We start from the raw sequence: 25,022 nt of genomic DNA, 5'->3' as shown, positions 1-25,022 counted from the left end.
TTCAGCGAGCGGGCAGGGCGGATGACTGAGCAGTCGGCTCGCGCCACTGCTTCAGATCCAGCAGGATCATGTACAGCGCCGGGACCAGCAGCAGGGTGATAACGGTGGCAAATACAATACCGAAGGCGAGGGAGACCGCCATCGGCACGATTTCCTGGGCCTGCGCACTCCGCTCCAGCAGCATCGGCGCGAGGCCGAAGAACGTGGTCAGCGAGGTGAGCAAAATAGCGCGGAAACGCTGCGTACCGGACTCTACGACAGCCCGCAGTGGCTCAACGCCGCTCTTGATCGCGTTATTGATATGATCAACGAGAATCAGGCTGTCATTCACCACCACACCGCTTAACGCGATCACCCCCATCAGCGACATCATGCTCAGCGGGTAGCCCGTCAGCCAGTGGCCGACGACGGCGCCAATCACGCCAAAGGGAATGACGCCCATGATGATCAGGGGCTGCAGGTAGGAGCGGGTGGGTATTGCCAGCAGCGCGTAGATGCCGAACAGCGCAAGGCCGAAGCCGATCAGCATGCTGGTCACCATCTTGCTTTCCTCATCGGCCAAGCCGGCCACGGCATAGCTGAGCCCAGGATACTTCTGCAGCAGGCCCGGCAGCACGGATTTCTCGAGGTCGGCGACAATGCGCGACGGCTCTACCAGATCCTTGTTGGCCTCAGCCGTTACCTCGGCGGCGCGCTGGTAGTTGATGTGGGTGACCTTGCGCAGGCCCTGCTTGACGGCCACGGTGGCCACGGTCTGGAAGGGCAGCTCCTGCCCGTCCGGTGTGCGAATGTACATGTCCTGCAGCGTATCCACGGTCTCCCGGTCGGCGCGAGGGTAGCGCACCATGACCTTCACCTCGTCCAGCCCGCGCTGCATGCGCTGGGCCTCCGCACCGTAGAACGCGTTGCGCACCTGGTTGGCAACCGCGTAGCGGCTCAGGCCAAGCGCCTCGCCCTCGGGCAGTAGCTCAATGTGGAATTCATCGGCGGTGTCGCTGGCGCCGTTGCGGATATCGTACACGCCGTCGTAGCGGTGAATCGCAGTCTCCAGCTCCGCCGCCGCGGCACGCAGCATGGTGAAATCTCGGTGCATGAGGTCGAAGGCGATGGCCGGTCCAAAGCCCGGTCCGTCGGCGCTGCTGATCGACAACACTTTGGTGCCGTGCAGTGTGCCTACGGCTTCGCGCCAGCGCCGTTCCACTTCGCGCGTGGAAATGCTGCGCTCGTTTTCCTTCGTCAGTTCGATATCCACGCCGCCCGTGGTGCGGCTGCTGCCGTAGGCGAAGACGTGATTCACCAGGTGCTCTTCGCCGCCGGTCGCCTGTTTATGTGCCTGTTCGACACGGTCGAGTGCCGCGACAATGTGTTCGATGGTCGCCAGCGTGCGCTCCTCGGGCGTACCTTCGGTCATTTCCAGCTGTACGGAAATGAATTCACCGGGCACATCGGGGGCGATGACCGTGCGGACCACGCCGCCGAGGACCAGCCCGCTGCACAGCACCAGCAGGGCGATGAACGCGGCGAGCGTGACATAGCGGTTGCGTATGCAGCGCTGCATCAGCGGGCTGTAGTGCTGTTCAACGAAGCGTTTCAGGCCCTGGTTAACCTGCTGCTGCCGTCGGTCCACTGCCAGCAGCACGCGGTTGCGCGTAGGGCTGCTGTGGGCCAGGTGAGCGGGCAGAATCCATTTCGATTCCACCAGGGAAAACAGCAGGCAGAGGATCACCACCCAGCCGCAGGCTTCCGGGAAGGCGGCAAACACCCCTTCCATAAACAGCGTGGGCGCAAACGCGACAATCGTGGTCAGCACGCCGAAGGTGGCCGGTACGGCGACTTTGTTGACGCCGTCGACCACGCTCTGGATGCTGTGGCCGTGGCGCTCCTGCTCGGTGTAGGCGCTTTCGCCCATGATAATCGCGTCATCCACAACGATACCCAGCACCAGGATAAAGCCGAACAGGCTGATCATGTTCAGGCTGGCGTGGATATAGGGTGTGTTGATCAGAGCCATGGCGCCGAGGAAGCAGACGGGGATGCCGAGCATCACCCAGAACGCCAGTTTGATCTCCAGGAACAGGGCAAGCACGATGAATACCAGCAGAGCCCCCATCGCGAGGTTCTTCAGCATCATGCCCAGGCGACCTTGCAGATAGAAGGTGATATCCGACCAGATATCCAGCCTGACGGCAGCGGGCAACTCGCCTTGTTTCTGCTCTACCCAGTTGCGTGTGGCGATCGCCGTATCGAGGATGTCCTGCTCCCCCATGGCGAACACCTGTATCCCCAGTGAATAGCGGCCATTGAAGCGCGCGAAACCGCTATCCTCGACAAAGCCGTCGCGCACGGTGGCGATATCGCCGAGCAGCAGGCGGGTACCATCGGCAAAGCTGCGCAGCACGATGGATTCAAAATCCTGCTGCACGTAGGCCTGTCCCTGCGTGCGCAGCAGGATGTCTCCCTGGCGGGTGCGCAGCGAGCCCGCCGGCAGGTCCAGCGAAGAGCGGGCGATCACCTCTGCGACATCACTCAGCGTCAGGTGGTACTCACGCAGCAGCGATTCGGAGATCTCGATGGAAATCTCGTAATCGCGCGCGCCCACCACCTCCGCCGCGGAGACTTCGGGCAGGGTCAGCAGGTCCCGACGAATATCCTCCGCCAGTGTCTTCATGCTGCGTTCATCGAGCTCGCCGGAGAGTTGCAGCTGCAGCGCCGGAAACTGTAGCTCCGGCTGGCTGATGATGGCCTTTTCGGCATTGGCGGGAAAATGCTGTATGGCGTCGATACGGTTTTTGATATCCCCCAGCAGGGCGTTCATGTCGATCCCTTCCTGGGGCTCCACCATGACCCGTGCGTGGGAGTCCAGGGCATCGGACTCCACCCGTTTGATGCCATCGAGGTCGTTGATGGCCTCCTCGATTTTCAGCACGATGCCCTGCTCGACCTCCTCCGGGGAGGCACCGGGGTAGGACATGTTGATGAAAATCAGCTCGATGTCGAAGGAGGGAAACATCGAGCGCTGGATATTGAACGCGGAGCCCAGCCCCACCACCAGGATGATGGCCATCAGCAGGTTCGCGGCCACGGGGTTGTGGGCGAACCAGGCAATCACCCCGCCCTGCCGGTGAGGACTCATGCGGAAGGGGCTCCGCCGGGTTGCGCCGGGGCGGCGTCGGCGGCGACGTCAGCGCCCGTTGCCGTGGTGCCCTTGGCCGTGCTCTGCAGTCGCAGTTCGCGGCTGCTGATGCGCGACACCACGCTGACCTCGGCACCGGTGAGCGCGCTGTCCAGTGTGGTGAGTATGACCTGGTCGCCATCGTCCAGCCCCGCAGCGACATAGACGAAGTCGCCCCCGGTGTTCAGTGTGGTGACGGTTCGGTTACGCACCAGATTGTTGTCGTCGACGACCGCGACGTTATCGCCTGCCCGCATCACATACCGGGGCAGGGCGACGAGCCCGGACATCGGGCGCCCTTCGATGCTGGCGGTGACGAAGGTGCCGATGCGCAGGGGCGGCTGCCCCGGATGCGTCAGTCCGTAGGGGTCGTCGATGCGCGCCACGGCGTACAGCGCGCGCGAGCGCTCGTCAAACACACCCTCGCTGCGGTGCAGCCTGGCGGGCCAGTGGGTGACGTCACCGTTGACGTCGGTGTACAGGTCGATGCGCGCTCCAGCCTCCGTGCTGCGCACACCGGGCAGGTCGAGATAGGCGAGCCGCGTTTGCGGGATGGGCAGCCGCACCTCGGCCACATCCACTGAGAACACCTCTGCGAGCTGCGTGCCGGGTGTGACGAATTGCCCCAGCTCAGCGTGCTTGGCACGAATCAGCGCGGTATAGGGTGCGCGCACCACGGTTCTGTCGAGGTCGTCCTGCGCTGTTTGCAGGTCGGCGCGGGCTGCCAGCAGCTGCCCCTCAGCCTGCGCCAGTTGCGGCTTGCGCAGGTACAGATCGCGCGCTTCGTCCGAGCGTTGACTGCCTGCGGGCAGCTTTTCCCATTCCCGGCGCGCCACATCGGCCCGGCCGCGCTCCTGCAAAAGCTCGCTCTCCGCCGAGCGCAGTGCCGCCTCAGCCCGGGCGAGGCGCGCCTGGTAGTCGCGGGGGTCAATACGCAGCAAGACATCCCCCGCGTTGACAAAGCCACCGACGTTGAAGGTTTCAGAGGCCTCCACAATACGGCCCTGAACCTCGGCCAGCAGTGTGGTCTGCTGCAGAGGCGACACGGTGCCCTGCGCCTGCATGGGGATGCGTATAGTCTCCTTTTCCGCCACGACCACATCGACAGTGATCGGCACATACACGGGCTCGCTGATGTCGGTGTCGGGCCGTGTCGCGTAGAGGAGAAGGGTGATGAGGGCTGCTGACAGCAGCAGTGCGCTGGCAACAACGAATTGGCGTTTCACAGTGGCCACATGCAGTACCGTTTTGCTGCCCCGGTCGCCCGCGATACACGGGCGGACCAGGGGAGATGCGAAACAGGCTTTATATCACATCAGCAGGCCCGCAGGCTGTGAAATACTGTTAATACAGTGGTTGGCTCAGTCCCGCTCCGGCGTGTGCACGTCCATCTGCGGGAACGGAATGGTGATGCCGGCTTCATCGAACTTCAGCTTGACTGATTCGGTGGTATCCCAGTAGACGGCCCAGTAATCTTCCGATTTTACCCAGGGGCGCACAAGGAAGTTGACACTGGAGTCGGCGAGTTCGCCGACCACGATGGTCGGAGCCGGGTCGCTGAGAACGCGGGTATCCGCAGCAATGATCTCTTCCAGCAGTTGCTTTGCCTTGCGCAGATCGTCCCCGTAGGACACGCCGAAAACCAGGTCCACGCGCCGTGTGGGCCGTGCAGAATAGTTGACGATGTTGTTTCCCAGCACCGCACTGTTGGGCACGATGACTTCCTTGTTGTCCGGTGTGGTCAGCGTGGTTGTGAAAATGCTGATGGCCTCGACGACGCCCATGGCGCCGCCTGCCTCCACGAAATTGCCTTTGGTGAAGGGGCGGAAGATGATCAGCAACACGCCGGCCGCCAGGTTGGACAGAGAGCTCTGCAGCGAAAGGCCGATGGCGAGGCCCGCAGCACCGAGCAGAGCGACCATGGACGTGGTGTCGATGCCGAGCTGGCTGAGCGCTGCAATGATGACAAACAGCAGCAGAACCCAGTGCAGGATGGCTGTCAGGAACTTGACCAGCACCTCGTCCATGCGCCGTGCGCGCATGAATTTCTCAACCCAGCCGGCGACGGCGGATACCACCATGCGCCCGATATAGAAAATGGCGAGCGCCAGCACGATGCGCGTACCCCAGGGGATGACGTAGGTGTGCAGCAGTTCAGCAAAGTCGAGGTTTTCCAGCATGATCGGGTCTCCTGTGTATCAGGTGAGTGACTATACCGGAAACTCCGCGCGCCTGCAGGCGGCGGGTCGGGATGGACGTGGCGGGCGCTGTGGTGGAAAACGTTAAACCACGCTCGCTGCCGAGCCGCCGCGCGGGTGGTATAGTCCGGGCACACAGGTTGCTGACAGGAAATCCCGCATGACCACAGTATTTGAAAACCCCGCAGCACTGCTCGGCAGTGAGGGCACGGCACTGGGCTGTACCGACTGGCTGCTGATCGAGCAGGAGCGTATCAACCTGTTTGCCGAGGCGACGGGTGATCACCAGTGGATTCACGTCGATCCCGAACGTGCCTCGAGCGGCCCCTTCGGCAAGACGATTGCGCACGGTTATCTCACGCTGTCGCTGGCGAACCTGTTCCTGCCGCAGCTGTTGCAGGTGAACAACGTGTCGATGGGCGTGAATTACGGCTGTGACAAGGTGCGCTTCCCGGCGCCGGTGCCGGTGGGCAGTCGCGTGCGCGGTTGCGGCGAGATCCTCTCTGCTGAAGACGTGAAGGGCGGCGTGCAGGTGGTGGTCAGGGTGACGATCGAGGTGGAGGGCAGTGATCGCCCCGCCTGCGTCATCGACACCATCAGCCGTTTCTTCCCCTGAGCAGCGCCATGCTGGACATGGGCGAAGGCGATGTGCCGATCGTGCCTTCGGCGACCGTCGTGCCAGTGCGCGATGGCCCGCAGGGGCTGGAAGTGCTGCTCTTGCAACGCAACAGGGCGCTGAAACACATGGGCGGGGAGTGGGTTTTTCCGGGAGGACGAATTGATCCGTCCGACTACCCGGTGGCAGATGACCACGATCAGGCCGCGTTGCAGGCGGCGATTCGCGAGACCCGCGAAGAAGCGGATGTGCAGATTACGCCGGAGCAGCTGCATTTCCTGTCCCACTGGACGACTCCGGAGGGTGCCCGACGGCGCTACAGCACCTGGTTTTTCCTGGCGGTGCTCGACGCCGATGCGGAGATACGCGTTGACGGGGGTGAGATCTCCGCGCACCGCTGGGTGCGCCCGCAGGACGCCTTTGCAGAGATTCGCGATACGCAAAGTCCGTTCCGCCTGATGCCGCCAACCTACGTCAGCCTCGTCGACCTCGCTGATTTCCGCGACTGCGCCACCGCCCGGGCGGCGCTGGGCGCGCGTCCACCGCGGCGGTATGCGCCGCGCATGATCATGCAGGAGGGTGGTGTCTGTTTCCTCTACGAAGAGGATGCGGGCTATGCTGACCTGGTGGAAGCGGTCAGTGGTCCCCGGCATCGAACCTATATGATCAATGATCAGCTGGAGTACATCCGCGAGGGGGTGGAATGAGCACAACACGCTGGCGCCGTCGACAACTGCTTGCCGGCCTCGGTGCGGGGGCTGCAGGTGTCGGGCTCGCCGGGCCCGCTGCCGCACTGAGCCGTCGGGAGGTGAGTCGCTGGGACGAGACGACGGATGTACTGGTCGCAGGCTCCGGTTCGGCGGCCTGCAGTGCAGCGATCGAGGCGCAGCGCGCAGGTGCCCGCGTATTGCTCATCGAAGCTCTGCCGCAGTTCGGCGGCTCGTCGGCCATGTCGGGCGGCGTGGTGTATGCCGGCGGTGGCACCGCCCTGCAGAAGGCGGCGGGCTTTGAAGACAGCGTGGAGGAGATGTACCGCTTTATCGCCGGTAACAGCGGCGGCCATCCCCAGTTGGCCAAGATCCAGCTCTACTGCGAGGAAAGTGTCGCCCATTTCGACTGGCTGGTGGCCATGGGTGTGCCTTATAACGAACGTTTTACGCCGGTGAAGGAGCTGACGCTGGGCGATGAGTCGTTGTATTACTCGGGCAACGAACTCGCCTGGCCGGCGCGGGAGATTGCGCGCCCGGTGCCGCGCGGTCACGTGCCGGGCCTGCCCGGCATGACCGGCGGCCGCACCCTGATGGAGGCGCTGCTGGCGCAGACCGCCGCGGCGGGTGTCACGATGCGTGCGGGTGTTGCCGGTCAGCGCCTGATCGTGGAGTCGGACGGTCGCGTGGCTGGCATGCAGGTGCTGGCGGACGGTGAGACACGCAATATTCGCGCGCAGCGCGGGGTCGTGCTGGCCTGTGGCGGCTTCATCCACAATCGCGAGATGGTGCAGCGCCATGCGCCGGCCCTGTTCGACTGCTCCGCGCCCTGGGGCAACGCGGGCGATCTGGGGCAGGGCATCCTCATGGGAGCCGGCGTGGGCGGAGAGACCCTGCACATGCATGAGGGCTTTGCTATCACCCCTATCTACCCGCCGGAGTCGACCCTGGCAGGTATCGTGGTGAACGCCAGTGCGCAACGCTTCGTGCCCGAGGACAGCTACTACGGTGTGCTGGGGGATGCCATTGCCTACCGTGAACAGGGGCGCGCGTGGCTGATTACCGATGCCAGCAGCAGTTTCGATTTTCCGCAGGACAATTTCCTGCTGGTGGCCGAGGCACCGACCATCGGTGATCTGGCGGCGCGCACGGATTTTCCCCAGGGCGCCCTGCAGCACACGGTCGCCTATTACAATCGCTTCGCGGACCTGGGGCGCGACCCCCTGTTCCACAAGCAGGCGCAGTACCTGCGCCCACTCGACAAGCCCCCGTTCAAAGCCTGGGACCTCTCGGTGAAGCGCGCCTTCTTCACCGCCCACACCTTCGGCGGCCTGCACACGGATATCGACGGCCGTGTGATCAGCGGTTTTGGCGAGCCTGTTCCCGGCCTCTATGCGGCGGGCCGCACCACGGCGGGCCTGCCGGTTGCACCGTATATCGCCAGTGGCCTGTCTGTGGGTGACTGCACGTTCTTTGGGCGCCGCGCCGGTGTGGCGGCGGCAAACCATGAGGTCTCCGCATGAAGCCACTACTGCTCCTGTTGTTGCTTGCCGTGGCGCCCGCGGGCGCACAGACCGATACCACGACGATGCCCGAAGGAGATCCCGAGCGTGGCCGGCTGGTGTTTGGCCAGTGCCGCACCTGCCATTATCCGGAGCCCGAGGTCGGCCACAATAACGGGCCCAGCCTGTACCGCATCTTCGGTCAGGTGGCGGGCAAGCAACCGGGCTTTGCGTACTACTCGGAGACGTTCCGCAATGCCCAGTTCGTGTGGACGCCGCAGCTGCTCTACCTCTGGCTGGCAGACCCGCTGGCCATGTTCCCGGGCACCACGATGATGGCGCGTGGGATTCCCGATCCGCAGCAGCGGGCGGATCTTGTCGCCTACCTGAAACGCGCCTCCGTGCGCCCACCGATTGAAGAGCAACTGCAGGAATGAAGATGACGCCGCGTACCGCGCTGTATATGCCCGGCTCCAACCAGCGGGCGATGGAGAAGGCGCGGGGCCTGCCCGCCGACGCCATTGTTTTCGACCTGGAGGACGCGGTAGCGCCGGAGGCCAAGGCACAGGCGCGCGCACAGGTCGTTGCGCAGATCGCCGCTGGCGGCTACGGTGCGCGACAGCTCGTGGTGCGCTGCAATGCCTTGTCCACGCCCTGGGGCCTGGACGATCTGCAGGCAGTTGCGGCGGCGCCGGGTTTGGCGACGGTGTGCCTGCCCAAGGTGGAGTCTGTGCAGCAGGTGCGCGCCGTTACCCGCGAGCTCGATGCCTGTGGCCGCAGCGACATGGTCATCTGGGCGATGATCGAAACGCCAGCGGGTGTGGCGCGCGTCGAGCAGATTGCGGACTGCGAGCGCGTGGATGCGCTGCTCATGGGCACCACGGACCTCTGTGCAGAGCTGCGCCTGCCACCGGACGAGCAGCGCCGGGGCCTGTCCTATGCCCTGCAGCGCTGCGTACTGGCGGCACGGCTGGCCGGCATCATGGTGCTGGACGGCGTTTATCTCGATATCGGCAACAGCGCCGGGTTACAGGCCGTGTGTGAGCAGGGGCGGGCGCTGGGCTTCGACGGCAAGACGCTGATACATCCGGGGCAGATCGAGATCGCCAACGCCGTGTTCGGGCCCTCGGAGGCGGCGGTGGAACACGCCCGTCGGCTGCTCGCACTGTGGCAGGAAACCACGGAGGCGGGCGCTGCCGTCGCGGTGCTCGACGGCAAGCTGATTGAATCGATGCACGTGGATGAAGCGCGCCGCGTACTGGCAACTGCCGAGCATATTGCTCGGCTGTAACCGCAGCGGCGCTGGCCGTTCAGCGCTTGATAATGACCGAGCTACCGTGTCCAAACAGGCCCTGGTTGGCGGTGATGCCCACCCTGGCACCGGCGACCTGCCGGTCACCACATTCGCCGCGCAGCTGCCAAGTGAGTTCGCAGACCTGGGCGAGTGCCTGTGCCGGCACGGCTTCACCGAAGCAGGCCAGGCCGCCTGAGGGGTTCACCGGTATCCTGCCACCCACCGCGGTGTCGCCACGACGCAGCAGCTGTGCGGCTTCACCGCGTGGCGCCAGTTGCAGGTCTTCAATCCAGTCGAGTTCCAGCGCGGTCGACAGGTCGTAGACTTCCGCAACATCGACGTCCTCGGGGCCGATACCGGCTTCTTCGTAGGCTTTTACTGGCAGCGCTGCACGGAAGCTGTGGGCATCAATACCGGCAGCCGCAGCGGAGTCGGTCGCGATATCCGGCATCTCTACCACCGCGCTGGCAAAGCTCGGCGTGACGGTGGAAATGGCCGCAATGCGTGGCGCATCGGCCTTGCCAATGCGGCGCGCATAGTCAGCGCTGCAAATGATCAGGGCAGCGCCGCCATCGCTGGTGGCGCAGATGTCCATCAACCGCAGCGGGTCCGCGACCATGGCGGAGGCCGCCACGTCTTCCGCGGTGAAGCATTTGCGGTAGCGCGCCCGCGGGTTCTTGCTGCCGATCAGGGAGTTCTTCACCTTCACGGCGGCGAAATCCTCCAGCGTGTCGCCGTAGAGGTCCATGCGGCGCCGCGCGTACAGGGCAAAATAGGTCGGGTTGGTAATGCCCAGGTAGAAGCGCACCCAGTCCGGGTCTTCCGGTCGATAGCCACCCGCGGGGGCAAGGAAGCCCTTGGGGGTGGTGTCGGCACCGATGACGAGAGCGACATCACAGGCTCCCGCGAGAATCTTGTTGCGCGCAGCGGCCAGCGCCTGCGAGCCGGAGGCACAGGCGGCATAGGAAGTATTCACCTCACAGCCCTGCCAGCCCAATGCCTGGGCAAAGGTGGCACCTGCGACATAGCCCGGGTAACCGCAGCGCACCGTGGCGCCGCCGGACACGAACCCGACATCCCGCCAGGGGATGCCGGCATCCGCCAACGCCTCGCGCGCTGCGGCGACGCCGTATTCAACGAAATTGTGTCCCCACTTGCCCCAGGGGTGCATGCCCGCACCAATTATGGCGATATCGTTGCTCATCAGTGCTGCTCCCCCTGTTCTGCCAGTGGCCGCCATTTCCAGGTCATCTTGATGTCGTCATCGGTTTCATGCAGCGGCTCCAGCACCAGTTCCATTGCCATGCCTACCTTGAGGTCGCTGACATTGACGCCGGTGACAACCTGCCCCAGCACCGTCATCTGCTCTTCCTCCAGCGTCACGGCGGCGATGGTATAGGGCTCGAAGGGCTCAGCGGCCACAAAAGGCGCTGGCGGCTTGTAGCAGGCGTTGGTGTAGCTCCACACCCGACCGGTCCGGCTCAGCTGTACCTCGCGGAAGTCGGTGCTGTCGCAGTCCGGGTTTTTGCAGTAGCGCTGCTGTTTGGGAAAGAAATACGTGCCACAGGCACAGCACTGGGTGCCGATCAACCGGGGCTTGTCGTCCATCGTGAACCAGCCTTCAATGGCCGGTGCCTGGGGTTTCTCATTCATGGGGAATCTCCGCCGAAACGCGGCCTGCAGGGTACTACCCGGCACCTGCGCAGGCAACCGGGCGGCCAGGGTGGGGCGCTTCTCCAGTGGCGGGTATATCAATGCAGACCTTCCCGTCCGGGCGCCACGGCCCGGCTTTGGCGAAAGCGTCACTGCAGACAGGATCTTTGTGGTTGTATTGGAACCTGCGCCGTGATGAGTGGCGTAGTGGGTCGGGGTGTTTTTCCCCCGTCTAAATGTGTGGTGCTATGTAGCGTCGTGCTTCTGCTGCGCTGCCTGCCGCAGCGGGGGCACCCCGAACACCCGCTTGTAGGCCCGCGAAAACGCCGCTTCCGATTGATAGCCCAGATCTTCGGCCAGCTCGGTAAGCGTCACCGGGGATTGCAGGATCTTCATACGCGCGAGGTTCATGCGCCAGTCCGTCAAATAGTGCTTTACCGAAGTGCCGAGCACCTCAGTGAAGCGAGCGGAGAAGCCCGAGCGTGACATGCCCGCCTGCTCGGCCAGACGGTCCACAGTCCAGTGAGTTTCCGGATGGGCGTGGATGGCGGCCAGTGCCTTGCCCAGCTTTGGGTCTTCCAGGGCGCCGAGCCAGCCCTTGCCGGCATCCGGCGCGTGTTCAATCCAGTGGCGGATGGCGTGGATGACGATGATATCTGCCAGGTGCGCCATCACCGTTTCACCGCCCGGCGCCAGGGACGCGGCTTCCTGTTCCATCAGCTCGATCATCGCCTGCAGCGGGCCGGGCAGGTTGGCTCCGTCGCACTGGATATGAATGATCTGCGGCAACTGGCTGACCAGCTTTTGTCCGGCGATATGATCAAAGCCAAGCACCCCGCAGATCAGCCGGGTTTTTTCACCTGGGCCTTGTTCTCCGTCGCCGCCGTAGCGGATGTATTCAAGGCGCTCGGAGAGTCTGGTCACCGGAATATCAAAGAACGGCTCACAGGGCTGGTCTACCCGGTGGGCGATGCAGTGGCCTTCGCCCTTGGGAATCAGCGCCAGCTCGCCGGGTTTCAGGTAGAGGCTCTGGTTGTCGTTGAAGCGCAGCCAGCAGCTGCCCTCAGTGAGAATGTGGAACATCATCATGCCGGCCATGGGCGGCATCTCGATGCCCCAGGGGGCGGTCAATGCCGAGTTGGCATACACCGCCCCGTTCAGGCGCAGGGAGTAGAGCGTCTCGCCCAGGGTATCGGCGCGGGCAGGGATGTCTCTGGGCAGTTCGGAGGCCATATGGGCTACCTTTCTGGATAATCTGCAAAGAAATATGGCTATACAGGCATTAAAATTCAAGTTTTCGCCCTTTAGACTGGCCTCATCGGGTGGCTGATCACCCACATCCAACAGACCTTGACGATCGGAGATGATGAGGCATGAACAACGACGTGATTGCAGTGATTGGGGCTACCGGCAAGACCGGTGTGCGAGTGGCAACACGGTTGAGCGAGCGGGGGCGGGCAGTGCGGACACTTTCGCGTAACGCATCGATCCCGTTCGACTGGCAAGACCGGGCCACCTGGCCGGCGGCACTGGCCGGCGTAAGCGCGGCCTATGTGACGTATTACCCGGATCTGGCCATGCCGCAGGCTGAAGACGACATCCGCGCTTTGATCGCGCTGGCCAGGCAGCAGGGTGTCGAGCACATGGTGCTGCTGTCGGGTCGCGGTGAAGAGGGCGCCCAGCGCGCCGAGCAGGTGCTGATCAACAGCGGTCTGGCCTGGAATGTGGTGCGTGCCAGCTGGTTCATGCAGAACTTTAGCGAAAGTTTCATGCTCGAGGGACTTCAAGCGGGAGAGCTCGTGCTGCCGCAGCCGCGAGCCCGGGAGCCGTTTATTGATGTGGACGATATTGCCGATGTGGCCGTCGCGGCGCTGACTGAGCCGGCACTGCGTCACCAGCTGCTGGAAGTCACCGGCCCCGAGCTGCTGACGTTTGCCGAGAGCGTGCAGGCCGTTGCCCAGGCCAGCGGTCGCGACATCGGCTTTACCCCGGTGCCGGTGGACGCCTATCTCACTGCTGCGAAGGCCGAGGGCCTGCCGGATGACATTGCCTGGCTGATCAATGAGCTGTTCGTGCATGTGCTCGATGGCCGCAATGAAAGCACCACCGATACCGTCGAGCGGGTACTGGGCCGCCCGGCGCGCAGTCTTGCAGAGTATGTGGCACGTATGGCGGCCTCCGGTGTCTGGTCTGTACCCGGTACATCCGTAAACGGGAAAGCAGCATGAGCGCGTTATTCACCATGATGGCAAGGAAAATGCTTGCCAGGGCCTGTGTCACATTCGGGGTGCTGGTGTATGCGCTGGTGATTCCGTATCTGGAGATCAACCCGTCGCATGTGCTCAATGAGGCATGGCCGCCCCATGCACGCCTGCATGAAGTCTGGCAGCTCACAACCCATTGTGCGCTAGGCCTGCTGGCATTGTGGCTGACCTGGTGGCGCGGCGCGGTAGCTATTGCCAGTCTTTTGAATGTCTGTGTGATGGGCGGCGTGCTGGTGGCGCATGTCCTTGCAGATGGCTACGGCGGCTCAATCCATTCGGGTAACCTGGAAAGCGTGGTGCTGGGCGTGCCGGTGGCCGTTTTTGCGGCGGGCGTTGTGGTGTTGCTGGCGACAGCTGCTCTTTGGCTGGGCAGGTCGCATCCCGACAAGGCAGTGTAGAATTGCGCGCGTCGTTCCAGTCTGTCTTGACTGTCGTCTTGGCCAGGTTTTCTGGGCTGGCGCTAGCGTAGTAGGGCAGCCAGGTGCTTCCTGTCCTTCGGAGGCTTGTGCATGCGTCCCTCATGGAGTGGGGTCACTCATGCGGGGTCTCCAGTGTGCTATCTGTTCGGTCTGGGGACAGGGAATCCTGTAGAGCGCTGTTATCGGTGGCAGAACATCACTGAAGCAGCGTGAACCCCGGTAGTCGGCAATATCGCGATACTCACCAACGGGGAGTACCGGTTCAGTAAGTTGTGCTTGCTGCCACGCATTTCAGGCCGGCGCGCACAGCCGTCGCCGCACGCGCGACAATATGCGTTGTCTCAATCAACCAGAATCAGGGAGTACCAGCATGAAGAAACGCTATGCCATGACCGGCGGTGCCACCGGTATCGGCGCTGCGCTGCGTGAGCAGCTGTGCGCGGCGGGCCACGAAGTGATTTCGATCGATATCAAGGAGGGCGACATCATCGCCGACCTTTCCACGCAGGAAGGCCGTGACCGCGCCCTGGCCGCTGTGCGTGAGCGCGCTGCCGACGGTCTCGACGGGTTTATCCCCTGTGCGGGCCTGCCGCCGGTAGCGCCGCCACGCATTATTGCCGCGGTGAACTATTTCGCGGCGGTTGCGATGGCGACAGGCTTGCAGGATCTGGTGGGCAAGCGGCGTGGTACGGTGTTGCTGGTGAGCTCGAACTCTGCCCCCATGACCCAAACCTCGCACCCGCTGGCCCAGGCCTTTCTCGCGGGCGATGAGCCGACGGCACTGGACGTGGCGGCGGGTGAAATGGGGCAGACGGTGTACTCGGCCTCAAAGCATGCGCTGACCGTGTGGATGCGGCGCAATGTGGTGGCCTGGGCAAAAGCCGGGGTAAGGCTGAACGCGGTTGCCCCTGGTATCACCGATACACCGCTGACTCAGCAGGTGTTTGCCGATGAGCAGTTGGGCGGCGTGATGCGCGACTTCAGCGCCATGGTGCCCTGGGGCCAGACCGCGCAGCCGGCTCAAATCGCCAACGTGATGCGCTTTATGCTCAGTGACGAGGCGGACTTCGTGTGCGGTTCCGTGTTCTTTGTCGATGGCGGTTCCGATGCCATGCTGCGCAGCGATCAGTTCTGACTGCTCGCGCCAGCCTGCATATCCCCGCGGATGACGCTGGCGATCTCGTCGCTTAGCCGCTGTAGCAGGTCGCTGTAGGCCGCTGCGGTATCGGCGGCCTGCCACCCGGGCCCGGGCAGGGGTGCCGACAGGCGGCTGATTGTTAAAGTACATCAGGAGGTTCTACAAGTTTTTTGGTGCATCGGAGAGATGGAATGAATGTAAGAAGGCGTTAACCGAATTATCGTGGCAGTACGGAATATCGAGGAGTCGAAGCGCTACTATGCCGATCTTCTTGGAGCGATTTTTCACGAAGCCAACTGGATGGATGACCCTTCGGTATTCAAGTCATAATCAGTTGGAACGCTGGCATTGAGCTGTGCGCGCCAATACCCGGCAAAGAGAGCGACTGCTTCCCTGACACCACTGCTCCGAAGAGCCAGGGCTACATCATCAACGTTGTATTCAACGTGTTCGATGATGCTGATAGTCTGCGTCGTGCCAAACGCCTGGAGATTCAGACGGTGAATGCCGTTATTAGTTATTCGCAGGAGGAAATAGATCAACACCTCGACGGGCTTTTCACTCGTTACAAAGAATATTTTCTCAATACGGGAGCGCAGTTGGGATACGGTATAACGCTCGGACAGTTCGAGTTGAAAACTAGCCGGGCTTGTCGTTAAGCGGGAGCGCCGGTTCAGTAAGTTGTGCTTGCTGCCACGCATTTCGGGCCGGCGCGCACAGCCGTCGCCGCACGCGCGACAATATGCGCCGTCTCAATCCAGCAGAATCAGGAGTACCAGCATGAAGAAACGCTATGCCGCTGACCGGCGGAGCCACGGGTATCGGCGCCGCACTGCGTGAGCAGCTCTGTGCGGCGGGCCACGAAGTGATTTCGATCGATATCAAGGAGGGTGACATCATTGCCGACCTCTCCCACCGGGAAGGCCGTGATCGCGCCCTGGCCGCCGTGCGGGAGCGCGCTGCCGATGGCCTCGACGGGTTTATCCCCTGTGCCGGCCTGCCGCCCGTCGCCCCGCCACGTATCATTGCTGCGGTGAACTATTTCGCAGCGGTTGTCATGGCCACGGGCTTGCAGGATCTGGTGGGCAAGCGTAGCGTGGTACGGTGTTGCTGGTGAGCTCGAACTCTGCCCCCATGACCCAAACCTCGCACCCGCTGGCCCAGGCATTTCTCGCGGGTGATGAACCGAAGGCGCTGGACGTGGCCGAGGGTGAAATGGGGCAGACGGTGTACTCGGCGTCGAAGCATGCGCTGACGGTGTGGATGCGCCGCAATGTCGTGGCCTGGGCAAAAGCCGGGGTGCGGCTGAACGCGGTGGCGCCCGGCATCACCGATACACCGCTGACTCAGCAGGTGTTTGCCGATGAACAGTTGGGCGGTGTGATGCGCGACTTCAGTGCCATGGTGCCCTGGGGCCAGACCGCACAACCCGGTCAAATCGCCAATGTGATGCGCTTTATGCTCAGCGACGAAGCGGACTTCGTATGCGGTTCGGTGTTCTTTGTCGATGGCGGTTCCGACGCCATGCTGCGCAGCGATCAGTTCTGATCGCTCGCGCCGGCCTCCATGTCCCTGCGGATGACGCTGGCGATCTCGTCGCTCAGCCGCTGTAGCAGGTCGCTGTAGGCCGCCGCCGTATCCGCGGCCTGCCACCCGGGCCCCGGCAGGGGTGCCGACAGGCGGCTGATGCGCTGCGCCACCGGCGTGCTCGCTCCGTCGCCGGTGCGGGTAACGCGCCATTCGGCGACCAGTTCCGCGCTGTTGTTGCCGGCGTCCAGTGACAGCAGCCAGACCTGCACCGCGAACTCCGGTATATCATTGCGCTGCCAGGGGTGGGGGCGAATATTCTGCGTGCCCAAGGCCGCCGACAGGTTCAGCCCCAGCACACGCTGTATACCATCCTCCAGGGGCTCGGCCCAGCGTTCGTAGGGGGCGACATGCAGTCGGTTGCCGTTTTCGCTGTACACCATCCCGGAGCGATTCAGGTACTCGGGAATGGTGATCGGCCCCACCCCCAGTGACGGGTTCTGCCCCATAGCCGGCGCCTGCTGGTTACTGCTCAGCAGGTAGTACTGGTGTTGGGGGGAGCTGCCGCAGGCGACCAGCAACAGGGCGCAGGCGACGGTGAGAAGTTTGATCGGGGTCATTGGCTGTTCTCGCTTTTGCCGCGAAGCAGCGACTCAGGCTGCTCTTCCAGGGTTTTTGCCAGCATTTGCAGTGCCCTTCCGGCCAGTGCCAGTTCGCGCAGGGCTTCGTTCAGGCGGAAGGCGGTTGCGGAGTCGGCGGATACCAGGCCGTCGATCTCACCCATCGTGCTTTCGAATCGCGCCGTGGCGTTGCGCAGTACGATCATGTTGTCTTCCAGCAGGGTGGTCAGCCTGGGCAGCGCTTCCGCAGCTTCGCTGACCAGCGTGTTGGAGTTGTTCAGCACGCGGTCGATGCCGGGGCCAGCGGTGGTCAGGGTGGCTTCGAGCTGTGTGGTCAGGGAGCGCAGGCTGGCCAGTGTGAGCCCAACGTCCGCGGGCAGTTGCTGGAACGGCGCCTGCTCGACGAAGGCGTTGACGTTGGAGGCGATGCTCTGCAGGTTGGCTGCCATTTGCGCGATATCAAGGCCCTCGATCTGGCTCACGATGCGTTCCAGCTCGGTGGGAATTGTGGGTATTTGTGTGTACTCCGTGTCGATGGCGAGCAGGTCGACAGGCGTTTCCGGGTGGAAATCCAGTTGTATATACAGCAGGCCCGTGAGCAGGCTTTGCAGGCCAAGTTGCGCGCGCAGGCCGCGCCCGATGAGGTCGTCGATCAGTGCCACGGAGGGCTGCTCGGTCATCTGTATGCTCTCGCCCGACAGCTCGGCTTCCACCTGCATGATCAACTTGGCGGTGTTGCTGTCCAGCAGCAGGTTGATGCCCGTGACCTGGCCGATCTCAACGCCGCGCAAGGTCACTGGTGCCCCCACGCTCAAGCCCTTCACCGAGCTGTCGAACACCATCACCACCTTGCTGCGATCGCTGCCCAGCCCCGAGCCCAGTACGAACAGGAGCGTCGCCAGTGCAATCAGCAGGGCGCCGACAATGAAGCCGCCAATGGCGACGCTGTGTGCTCTTTCTTCAGACATTACCCGGTTTCTCCTGCGTCGGCGCTGCGGGTCAGAAATTGCCGCACGACCGCCTCCTCGCTGTGTTCTCGCAGCTGTTTTGGGTCGCCATAGCCAATCATGGTGCGGGTGCTCGCATCGAGATAAACGCTGTTGTTGGCAATGGCGAATATACTCGGTAATTCGTGCGTGACCATCACCACGGTAGCGCCGATCGATTCGGTCAACTGCAAGATCAGGTCATCCAGTAACCGCGAGCTTATCGGGTCCAGCCCGGCAGAGGGCTCGTCGAAAAAGAGGATCTGCGGATCCAGAGCGATGGCCCGGGCGAGCGCTGCGCGTTTATTCATGCCACCGCTGATTTCCGAGGGGTAGTAACTTTCAAAGCCACCCAGGCCGACCAGCGATAATTTGTAGCGTACCACGTCCCTGATCTGCGCCGCTGTGTAGTCAGTGTACAGTTGCAGTGGCAGGCTGATATTCTGTTCCAGGGTCATGGCACTGAACAGCCCACCGGACTGGTAGGTAATGCCCCAACTGCGGCGCATCGCGTCGCGTACTTCCGACGAGGCGTGGGTGAAACTGGTGCCTGTGTACAGAATCTCACCCGCCGCTGGCTCCAGCAGCCCCAGCATGTGCTTGAGGAGCGTGCTTTTACCGCAGCCGCTGCCGCCCATGATGACGAAGATGTCGCCCCGGTATACCGGGAAGCTCAGGTCACGCTGAATGACGTTACTGCCAAACGCCATGGTCAGCTCGCGAACCTCGATATGGACTTCGCGCTCGTCGTCAGTCATCAGATACCCAGATGCTGGAAGAGGATGTTGATGGAGGCGTCTGCCACAATCAGGTAAACGAGGGCGGTGACCACAGCCTCGGTAGCGGCCCTGCCCACGCCCGCAGAATTGCGCCCGGACTGCATGCCCGAGCGACAGCCTGCAATGGCGATCAGCACCGCAAACACAAGGCTTTTCAGCAACCCGATACCGATATGGGCGATGCTCACAGCGGCTCCCGCCTGGCTGGAATACTGCAACAGGGAAATGCCCATGCCCCCGGCGACAATGCCGCCACCGACAATGCCCAGCAGGTTGGCGTAAATGGTAAGCAGCGGCATGGTCACCACCAGCGCCAGGATGCGCGGTATCACCAGAAACTCGATCGGCGACACGCCCAGCGTGCGCACGGCATCGATTTCCTCGCTGGCCTGCATGGTGCCCAGCTGGGCGGCGTAGGCCGCACCGGTGCGTCCCGCCATCACAATCGCGGTCATCAACGGACCCATTTCGCGCAGCAGCCCGATGGTGACGAGATCGGCGACGTAGATGCCGGCGCCGAATTGCTGCAATTGCACGGCTCCCAGGTACCCGAGAATCATACCGACAAGAACGCTGGTCAGGCTGATGATGGCAAACGCATCGGGACCGGACTGGTAGCAGAAGGTGCGAAAGTCGGCGAAGCGGGTGTTGGCCTTGCCGGCGATCAGGGCGCCGAGTGCGATGCAGATATCGCCAAAGAAAGCCAGCGACACGCGCAGGTCATCCAACAGTTCCCGCAGCGCTTCAGAGGGGCTGCGCACATGCCACCAGGGCCGGGGGGCGGGTTGTTGACGCTGGTGGGCGGGTACCGAGGTGGCGATTGATAACAGGCGCCTGGCGTTCTCGGGGAGCCCCTCGGTATCGACCTCGACACCGCGCTCCTCGCAGTAGCTGGCACAGCTCAGCAGAAACGACATGAGCAGCGTAGTCCAGTCGCCCAGCTCATCGCAGTCAAAGCGGAGATTGTCCACCGTGAGCGCCGTGAGCTGCGCCCTCACGTCCCGGAACTCGGGTACCGAAGCAGCGTCCACCCAGCTGCCGTAAAGTCGGAGTGTAGCGGTTTTTGATGCGTTGTCGGTGTCCAGCTCGAAGCCGGCGGCCGGCTGGTTCATGCCCGGAGACGTCCTGAAAAAGTCGTCAACTATGCTAAACCCTAACCCGGGGGATGACCAGCCAGTCCCCGCTACCGTTCTACTGGAAGGGTAGCCTGGGCCGCTTCTCCTCAATGACGGCCTTTGCATCCCGGTAGATGTCCGCGACCGGTTTCTGATTACCCACCTGCTGGCGACGGGAAATCATGGTCATGGGGAACAGGTAATTGTCGGTCTGTTTGTCGTACAGTGCCCGGCTGCGACCGCTGGCGTCGTTGTAGATCACCCACGCCAGCCCGAGTTCGCTCGCCAGCAGGTCGCCCAGTACCAGGCCCATGGCCTGCAGCGTGCCGACGTCCTCCGGGGTCACAATGCCCCTGTCCAGCAGGCGCTGCAGCATGCGGATGTCGCGGTCTGGGTCGCCGCTGATACCCTGGCCGAGTTCCCGGCGGGCGAGATCGTCCACGCTGGCACGCTGCTGCGCCATGTGGGCGAGGGCGATCATGGACGGTGGGCTGACCGTGACCTCATCCTGGGCGCCCGCGGTGAGCGACGGCGTGGCCAGGGATGCAAACAGGAAGAAGGTGGCGAGAAACCACTGGGCGGGGTCAGAAGGTCTCATGGTATACTCCGGTGCGTATCTTGGTGCAGGTCTGTGTGCGTGCCCGCGCGTATTTTAGCGCATCGCGGTTGTCTTCGTGTTGCCTGCATGGATAATTGCGCTCTTCTTTACTCCGGCGTTCAGCGGCTGTGGCCGGCGCCCGGCACATTTCTGGAGATTTCCCATGATAACCGGCAGTATTGTCGCGCTTGTGACGCCAATGCACCCGGATGGCAGCCTCGACTGGGGCAGTCTGGAGCGCTTGCTGGACATGCACATTGCGGCAGGCACCAGCGCCATCGGCGCGGTCGGGACCACCGGCGAGAGTGCCACCCTGAGCGTCCCGGAGCACCTCGAGGTCATCCGCCACTGCGTGCGCTACGTCAACGGTCGCATCCCGGTGGTTGCCGGCACGGGTGCCAACTCGACCCGCGAGGCGATCGAGCTGACCAGCGTTGCGGCCCGCAATGGCGCTGATGCCTGCCTGCTGGTAACGCCGTACTACAATCGCCCGACGCAGCGTGGCCTGTACGAGCATTTCAAGGCCATTGCGGCGGCGGTCGACATTCCCCAGATTCTCTACAACGTGCCAGGCCGTACGGCGGTGGATATGGACAACGATACCGTGGTGCGCCTGTCCGAGCTCGACAACATCGTCGGTATCAAGGATGCGACCGGTGATCTGTCACGGGTGCCGGACTTCAAGGCGCGCTGCCCTGACGACTTTGCGATTTACTCCGGGGATGACCCCACGGCCATGGAACTGATGCTCGCCGGGGGGCACGGCAATGTCTCCGTTACCGCAAACATTGCGCCGCGGCAGCTGGCCGAGCTCTGCCGGTTGGCGCTCGCGGGCGAGCGGGCCGAGGCCGCGCAGATCAACGAGCGCCTGTCCGGGCTCAACCGTGCGCTGTTCCTGGAGGCGAATCCGATACCGGTAAAGTGGGCCATGCAGCAGCGCGGCTTGATTGAGGCAGGTATTCGTTTACCCTTGACGCCTCTGGATGAGCGCTTTCATGCGCAGGTCCTTGCAGCGTTGGAGGCGGCGGGAATTTAATGGCGGAATCTATGAAGCTGGTATTGCGCACAGCACTGGTTGGCAGCTTGCTGGCCAGCGCGGGTTGCAGTTATCTGTTCGGTGACGAGGGCCTGTTTCCCGACACCTCGGATGACTACAAGAACGCGCGCGAGATGGACCCCATTCGTTTGCCGGAAGGCAAGGAAGAAGCCAGGCTCGAGGAGATCTACCCCATTCCCCCCGTGCAGGACGATACCCTGCTCGCCGGGGAGTTCGAAGTGCCGCGGCCGACACCGCTGGTGGCCGGGGCCGGGGAAGATGTGGTGCGCATCCAGTCTCTCGGTGATGAAAGCTGGGCGCTGATTGCGGTTGCCCCGGGCCAGCTCTGGCCCCAGGTACGCAGCTTTCTCACGTCGGCGGGCATTCCGGTGGGACGCGTGGACGCCCAGGCGGGCTTGATCGAAACCGGCTGGCTGGACCTGGAAGGACAGACCATGGCGTCGCGTTTCCGCTTCCGCATAGAGCAGGGGGTGCAGCGCGGCAGCAGTGAATTGCATGTGCTGCAAATGCGCCAGGCAGGCGATGTGAGCGGCTGGCCCGGGCGCTCTGACGATACTGCCCAGGAGCAGGAAATGTTGCGTGCTGTGGCGCAGTTTATCGCCAACAGCGCCGACTCCGCGCCGGTGTCCATGCTGGCGGACCGTGCGATGAGTGCGGAAGGGAAGTTGACCATGGAGGACGGCGCCAATGGCACCAGCGTCCTGCGGGTTGGGTTGCCCTTCACCCGGGCCTGGGCGTCCGTCGGCAAAGCGCTGGAGGACTCCCGCTTCGAGATCACTGATCGCGACCGCAGTGAGGGTGTCTACTATGTGCGCTTCCTCGGCGAGGCGGCAGAAGAAGACGGCGGCTGGTTCTCCTGGATGTTCTCCGACGAAGATGAGAATCCCATGATCGGCCGCAGTTTCCTGGTGTCGGTCGTCGAAGCGGGGGACAAGGCGGTCACCGTGGGCATGGCGCCGGTAGCCGGCGAGGCAACCCTGGAGAAACGTGACCAGCAGGCGCTGCTCACCCTGCTCAAGGGCAACATCAACTAGGGCGCCGGCATGCTGCGTTTTGCATCACTGGGCAGCGGCAGCAAGGGCAACGCCACGGTCGTGACGGGCGGCGGGACCACGGTGCTGATCGACTGTGGGTTTTCCCTGCGGGAAACCCAGCGCCGTCTGGCCCTGCTGGGCCTGTGCCCCGATGATCTCGCCGCCATTCTGGTCACGCACGAACACAGTGATCACAGCGCCGGTGTCAGCCGCCTGGCAAGGCAGTGGGATATACCGGTCTACCTGACGCACGGTACGCAGCGCAGTGGTCGCCTCGAGGGGTGTCCGCGCGTCACCTGCTTCAACAGCGAGGAACGTCTGCAGATCGGCGCGCTGTCGGTAGAACCTGTGGCCGTTCCCCACGATGCACGTGAACCCTGCCAGTATCGGCTCTCTCATGGCGGTCGCTCGCTGGGGGTGCTGACCGATCTCGGCAGCATTACCCCGCACGTGGTGGAGCGCTTTCGGGGCTGCGATGCCCTGGTGCTGGAATTCAATCACGATCTGGACATGCTGTGGGCGGGGAGTTATCCGCCCTCGCTGAAGCAGCGCGTGGCCAGCGACTGGGGTCATTTGAACAACCACCAGGCGGCTGAACTGTTGCAACAGCTCGGACCAGAAACCCTCGAACACCTGGTCGTGGCGCATATCAGTGAACAGAACAACTGTCCCACGCGGGCGGCTGCAGCACTCGAGAGCGTGCTGGGTGCAGGGGATCAGCGCGTGGTATTCGCCGCGCAGAACGCCGGGTTCGACTGGCTGACGCTAGCGGCAGTGCCGGGGCAGGGTCAGGCGCTCCAGTGAAACCCAGCTGTCCGGGGCGGGGCAGCGCAGGCCGCTATTGCCCTCCAGATTGACCACGGCGAGCGCGGGCAATCGGTAGAGCGGGCTTGCATCCTCTATCCGGTTGTCGTCCAGCAGTACGCTGCGCAGTTCCAGCAGCGCCACCAGCTCGCGAATGTCCTGCAGCGCGTTGCCGCCCAGGTTGAGCCAGCTCAGGCTGGAGAAGCGCCCCAGGCCATTGAGGCTGCGCACCCCGGCACCGCTGCAGTCGAGGGTCTGCAATTCGCCGACGCTGCTGATCTTGTTGTCGTTGATGGCCTGTTCGATACAGCTGCGCAATGCCGGGTCTTCAATCCGGAAATCCGTCAACAGCGGGCGCGGGCTGTACACGACGCGCTCGTTGACGCTGAAATCGTATTGTTGGCAAGCTGCCAGCCAACACAGGGAAATGCCGATAAGCCATCGACCGAGCATGCGTTGTGTTCCCATGTTTTAAGCCCCCGATGCGCGCCCGGCTGGCGCATGGATTCAGGCAGCGTGGCACCCTATAATGGTACCGGCTTGGGCGAACAGAAACGAGTAGGCTATGACCGAAAGACCGGACGAGCCCGCGGGCATGACAGGCGGCGCCGTGACAGACCACAGGACCATCAGCATCTCCCAGCGCGGCAACCTGAAGGCGCTCGAGAGCGCCCTGCGCAAGCAGTGGCGGCTGGGCCAGAACATCGTGCTGTGCTGGAGCGCCGATGAACGCGGCATACTTGTCATTTTCGTCCCTCACTACTTCCTCGGTAACTTCTGTGCGCGGCCCGGCGTAGAGGGCGTGCAGGACAACGAGGCTTTTGTGCGCGAACTCATTTCCGGCAGCCGCGGCAAACCCCGGGATGAATTCTTTGCCATTGCCAACAGGCTGGACATTGCCCCCGGCTTTATCCGCCTGGATACGCCACTCGCCGATGACCCGGCAGTCACCAGCGGTGTGGAACAGCTGATCAAACGCTATGGGCTGAGCTATGTCAGCGATCGCGCGGTGTTGCTGTTCGACATTGCCGAGTTCTCCCTGTTTACGCCCTTCGAGCAGGCCAGCCAGTTGAACAGCCTGTCCTACTCGCTGAACTCCGCCTACAACAAGCTGCTGGCGAAAGGCATCGAGGTGCATTTTTCGCGCACCACCACCGGCGATGGCTACTATGTCTGGAACCGCGCGCTGGGCGCGCAGGCAAACCATGACCTGTTCTATTTCCTGTTGCTGGTCGTGGCCGACAACGCGGTGGCGCGACGGGCCTCGCACGGCAACACCGTGCCGGTCATCCGCGCCGCCTACCATATCGGCAGCCATTACGAGCTGTACCAGGCCGAGGGCGTCAATCCCACCGTACACAGCTACATCGTGGGCGATGTCACGATCGAGCTGGCGCGCATGGCGGAAAAGGCCCAGCCACAGCAGATTCTGATCGGGCACTTCGAAACCGCTGGGCGCGCGGTAGAGGGCGGTGCGGCAGTGGAGCGCATTTATGCGCCGGCCTTCATCAGCCAGTGCAACGAGGGGCTGGTTGCGCT

The 25,022-nt window shown here is 63.2% G+C and carries 27 protein-coding genes; 14 read left to right on the top strand and 13 right to left on the bottom strand.

Annotation, left to right across the window (positions count from 1 at the left end):
- Position 1: 1 nt before the first annotated feature.
- The 3 genes from R3E49_RS10350 to R3E49_RS10340 all read right to left on the bottom strand — a co-directional run bounded on the left by R3E49_RS10350 (position 2) and on the right by R3E49_RS10340 (position 5,352).
- Positions 2-3,133: an efflux RND transporter permease subunit gene (locus tag R3E49_RS10350; RefSeq protein ID WP_371294983.1), complete on the bottom strand. Its 3,132-nt coding sequence runs from the start codon at positions 3,131-3,133 to the stop codon at positions 2-4.
- Positions 3,130-4,398 carry an efflux RND transporter periplasmic adaptor subunit gene (locus R3E49_RS10345; RefSeq protein WP_371294982.1) on the bottom strand — a complete coding sequence of 423 codons (1,269 nt, stop codon included), beginning with the start codon at positions 4,396-4,398 and terminating at the stop codon, positions 3,130-3,132. Before R3E49_RS10345 ends, R3E49_RS10350 begins: the two co-directional genes overlap by 4 nt.
- 135 nt (positions 4,399-4,533) lie before the next feature.
- A complete protein-coding gene (locus tag R3E49_RS10340) occupies positions 4,534-5,352 on the bottom strand; it encodes a mechanosensitive ion channel family protein (RefSeq protein ID WP_371294981.1) in 819 nt (272 codons plus the stop codon).
- Between the two features lie 178 nt (positions 5,353-5,530).
- On the opposite strand from R3E49_RS10340, the gene R3E49_RS10335 reads away from it, so the two are divergent.
- From R3E49_RS10335 to R3E49_RS10315, 5 genes are read left to right on the top strand one after another with little or no spacing between them, the layout of a single operon-like run.
- Positions 5,531-5,986 (top strand): MaoC family dehydratase, encoded by a 456-nt coding sequence (locus R3E49_RS10335; protein WP_371294980.1) that lies wholly within the window; start codon positions 5,531-5,533, stop codon positions 5,984-5,986.
- An 8-nt stretch (positions 5,987-5,994) separates the two neighbouring features.
- Positions 5,995-6,693, top strand: a complete 699-nt coding sequence (locus R3E49_RS10330; protein ID WP_371294979.1) for an NUDIX domain-containing protein — start codon at positions 5,995-5,997, stop codon at positions 6,691-6,693.
- Complete coding sequence (locus tag R3E49_RS10325; RefSeq protein WP_371294978.1) at positions 6,690-8,216, top strand: FAD-dependent oxidoreductase; 1,527 nt, start codon at positions 6,690-6,692, stop codon at positions 8,214-8,216. The genes R3E49_RS10330 and R3E49_RS10325 overlap by 4 nt, the downstream gene beginning before the upstream one ends.
- Positions 8,213-8,632 (top strand): cytochrome c family protein, encoded by a 420-nt coding sequence (locus R3E49_RS10320; protein ID WP_371294977.1) that lies wholly within the window; start codon positions 8,213-8,215, stop codon positions 8,630-8,632. Before R3E49_RS10325 ends, R3E49_RS10320 begins: the two co-directional genes overlap by 4 nt.
- Positions 8,633-8,634: 2 nt before the next feature.
- A complete protein-coding gene (locus R3E49_RS10315) occupies positions 8,635-9,486 on the top strand; it encodes a CoA ester lyase (protein ID WP_371294976.1) in 852 nt (283 codons plus the stop codon).
- 19 nt (positions 9,487-9,505) lie between these two features.
- Here R3E49_RS10315 and R3E49_RS10310 read toward each other — a convergent pair whose 3' ends face one another.
- The 3 genes from R3E49_RS10310 to R3E49_RS10300 all read right to left on the bottom strand — a co-directional run bounded on the left by R3E49_RS10310 (position 9,506) and on the right by R3E49_RS10300 (position 12,375).
- The gene (locus tag R3E49_RS10310) at positions 9,506-10,693 is read right to left on the bottom strand and encodes a lipid-transfer protein (protein ID WP_371294975.1); all 1,188 of its coding nucleotides are present in this window, start codon (positions 10,691-10,693) and stop codon (positions 9,506-9,508) included.
- A complete protein-coding gene (locus tag R3E49_RS10305; protein WP_371294974.1) occupies positions 10,693-11,142 on the bottom strand; it encodes a Zn-ribbon domain-containing OB-fold protein in 450 nt (149 codons plus the stop codon). The genes R3E49_RS10310 and R3E49_RS10305 overlap by 1 nt, the downstream gene beginning before the upstream one ends.
- 246 nt (positions 11,143-11,388) lie before the next feature.
- Positions 11,389-12,375 (bottom strand): AraC family transcriptional regulator, encoded by a 987-nt coding sequence (locus tag R3E49_RS10300; RefSeq protein WP_371294973.1) that lies wholly within the window; start codon positions 12,373-12,375, stop codon positions 11,389-11,391.
- A 140-nt stretch (positions 12,376-12,515) separates the two neighbouring features.
- Between R3E49_RS10300 and R3E49_RS10295 the strand changes: the two genes are divergently transcribed.
- The 3 genes from R3E49_RS10295 to R3E49_RS10285 all read left to right on the top strand — a co-directional run bounded on the left by R3E49_RS10295 (position 12,516) and on the right by R3E49_RS10285 (position 14,960).
- Positions 12,516-13,370, top strand: coding sequence for an NAD(P)H-binding protein (locus R3E49_RS10295; RefSeq protein WP_371294972.1), 855 nt, complete (start codon positions 12,516-12,518; stop codon positions 13,368-13,370).
- On the top strand, positions 13,367-13,804 hold the full coding sequence (locus R3E49_RS10290) for a hypothetical protein (RefSeq protein ID WP_371294971.1): 438 nt from the start codon (positions 13,367-13,369) through the stop codon (positions 13,802-13,804). The genes R3E49_RS10295 and R3E49_RS10290 overlap by 4 nt, the downstream gene beginning before the upstream one ends.
- 391 nt (positions 13,805-14,195) lie before the next feature.
- Positions 14,196-14,960 carry an SDR family oxidoreductase gene (locus tag R3E49_RS10285; RefSeq protein WP_371294970.1) on the top strand — a complete coding sequence of 255 codons (765 nt, stop codon included), beginning with the start codon at positions 14,196-14,198 and terminating at the stop codon, positions 14,958-14,960.
- A gap of 287 nt (positions 14,961-15,247) precedes the next feature.
- On the opposite strand, the gene R3E49_RS10280 is transcribed toward R3E49_RS10285, so the two are convergent.
- Positions 15,248-15,664 (bottom strand): hypothetical protein, encoded by a 417-nt coding sequence (locus R3E49_RS10280; protein WP_371294969.1) that lies wholly within the window; start codon positions 15,662-15,664, stop codon positions 15,248-15,250.
- A 92-nt stretch (positions 15,665-15,756) separates the two neighbouring features.
- Between R3E49_RS10280 and R3E49_RS10275 the strand changes: the two genes are divergently transcribed.
- Complete coding sequence (locus R3E49_RS10275) at positions 15,757-16,080, top strand: hypothetical protein (RefSeq protein WP_371294968.1); 324 nt, start codon at positions 15,757-15,759, stop codon at positions 16,078-16,080.
- Between the two features lie 17 nt (positions 16,081-16,097).
- Positions 16,098-16,511, top strand: coding sequence for an SDR family oxidoreductase (locus tag R3E49_RS10270; protein ID WP_371294967.1), 414 nt, complete (start codon positions 16,098-16,100; stop codon positions 16,509-16,511).
- Here the strand turns inward: R3E49_RS10270 and R3E49_RS10265 are convergent.
- From R3E49_RS10265 to R3E49_RS10245, 5 genes are all read right to left on the bottom strand, one after another.
- The gene (locus R3E49_RS10265) at positions 16,502-17,110 is read right to left on the bottom strand and encodes a membrane integrity-associated transporter subunit PqiC (protein WP_371294966.1); all 609 of its coding nucleotides are present in this window, start codon (positions 17,108-17,110) and stop codon (positions 16,502-16,504) included. The two genes, R3E49_RS10270 and R3E49_RS10265, sit on opposite strands and share 10 nt — an antisense overlap.
- The gene (locus tag R3E49_RS10260; RefSeq protein WP_371294965.1) at positions 17,107-18,078 is read right to left on the bottom strand and encodes an MlaD family protein; all 972 of its coding nucleotides are present in this window, start codon (positions 18,076-18,078) and stop codon (positions 17,107-17,109) included. The genes R3E49_RS10265 and R3E49_RS10260 overlap by 4 nt, the downstream gene beginning before the upstream one ends.
- Positions 18,078-18,854, bottom strand: coding sequence for an ABC transporter ATP-binding protein (locus R3E49_RS10255; RefSeq protein WP_290744560.1), 777 nt, complete (start codon positions 18,852-18,854; stop codon positions 18,078-18,080). Before R3E49_RS10255 ends, R3E49_RS10260 begins: the two co-directional genes overlap by 1 nt.
- The gene (locus tag R3E49_RS10250) at positions 18,854-19,987 is read right to left on the bottom strand and encodes an ABC transporter permease (RefSeq protein WP_371294964.1); all 1,134 of its coding nucleotides are present in this window, start codon (positions 19,985-19,987) and stop codon (positions 18,854-18,856) included. Before R3E49_RS10250 ends, R3E49_RS10255 begins: the two co-directional genes overlap by 1 nt.
- 79 nt (positions 19,988-20,066) lie before the next feature.
- Positions 20,067-20,588 carry a DUF3806 domain-containing protein gene (locus tag R3E49_RS10245; protein WP_371294963.1) on the bottom strand — a complete coding sequence of 174 codons (522 nt, stop codon included), beginning with the start codon at positions 20,586-20,588 and terminating at the stop codon, positions 20,067-20,069.
- 163 nt (positions 20,589-20,751) lie between these two features.
- Between R3E49_RS10245 and dapA the strand changes: the two genes are divergently transcribed.
- From dapA to R3E49_RS10230, 3 genes are read left to right on the top strand one after another with little or no spacing between them, the layout of a single operon-like run.
- Positions 20,752-21,624, top strand: coding sequence for a 4-hydroxy-tetrahydrodipicolinate synthase (gene dapA, locus R3E49_RS10240; RefSeq protein ID WP_371294962.1), 873 nt, complete (start codon positions 20,752-20,754; stop codon positions 21,622-21,624).
- Positions 21,625-21,635: 11 nt separating this feature from the next.
- Complete coding sequence (gene bamC, locus R3E49_RS10235) at positions 21,636-22,679, top strand: outer membrane protein assembly factor BamC (protein WP_371294961.1); 1,044 nt, start codon at positions 21,636-21,638, stop codon at positions 22,677-22,679.
- Positions 22,680-22,688: 9 nt separating this feature from the next.
- Positions 22,689-23,483, top strand: coding sequence for an MBL fold metallo-hydrolase (locus R3E49_RS10230; protein WP_371294960.1), 795 nt, complete (start codon positions 22,689-22,691; stop codon positions 23,481-23,483).
- Here R3E49_RS10230 and R3E49_RS10225 read toward each other — a convergent pair.
- The gene (locus R3E49_RS10225) at positions 23,445-23,951 is read right to left on the bottom strand and encodes a hypothetical protein (protein ID WP_290744550.1); all 507 of its coding nucleotides are present in this window, start codon (positions 23,949-23,951) and stop codon (positions 23,445-23,447) included. The two genes, R3E49_RS10230 and R3E49_RS10225, sit on opposite strands and share 39 nt — an antisense overlap.
- A 97-nt stretch (positions 23,952-24,048) precedes the next feature.
- Between R3E49_RS10225 and R3E49_RS10220 the strand changes: the two genes are divergently transcribed.
- A partial coding sequence (locus tag R3E49_RS10220) for a hypothetical protein (protein WP_371294959.1) occupies positions 24,049-25,022 on the top strand: 974 nt, incomplete at its 3' end.

It is taken from the genome of Haliea sp. (assembly GCF_041395985.1).
In the GTDB taxonomy this organism is placed as follows: domain Bacteria; phylum Pseudomonadota; class Gammaproteobacteria; order Pseudomonadales; family Halieaceae; genus Haliea.
This window is presented reverse-complemented; position numbering and strand designations above follow the sequence as displayed.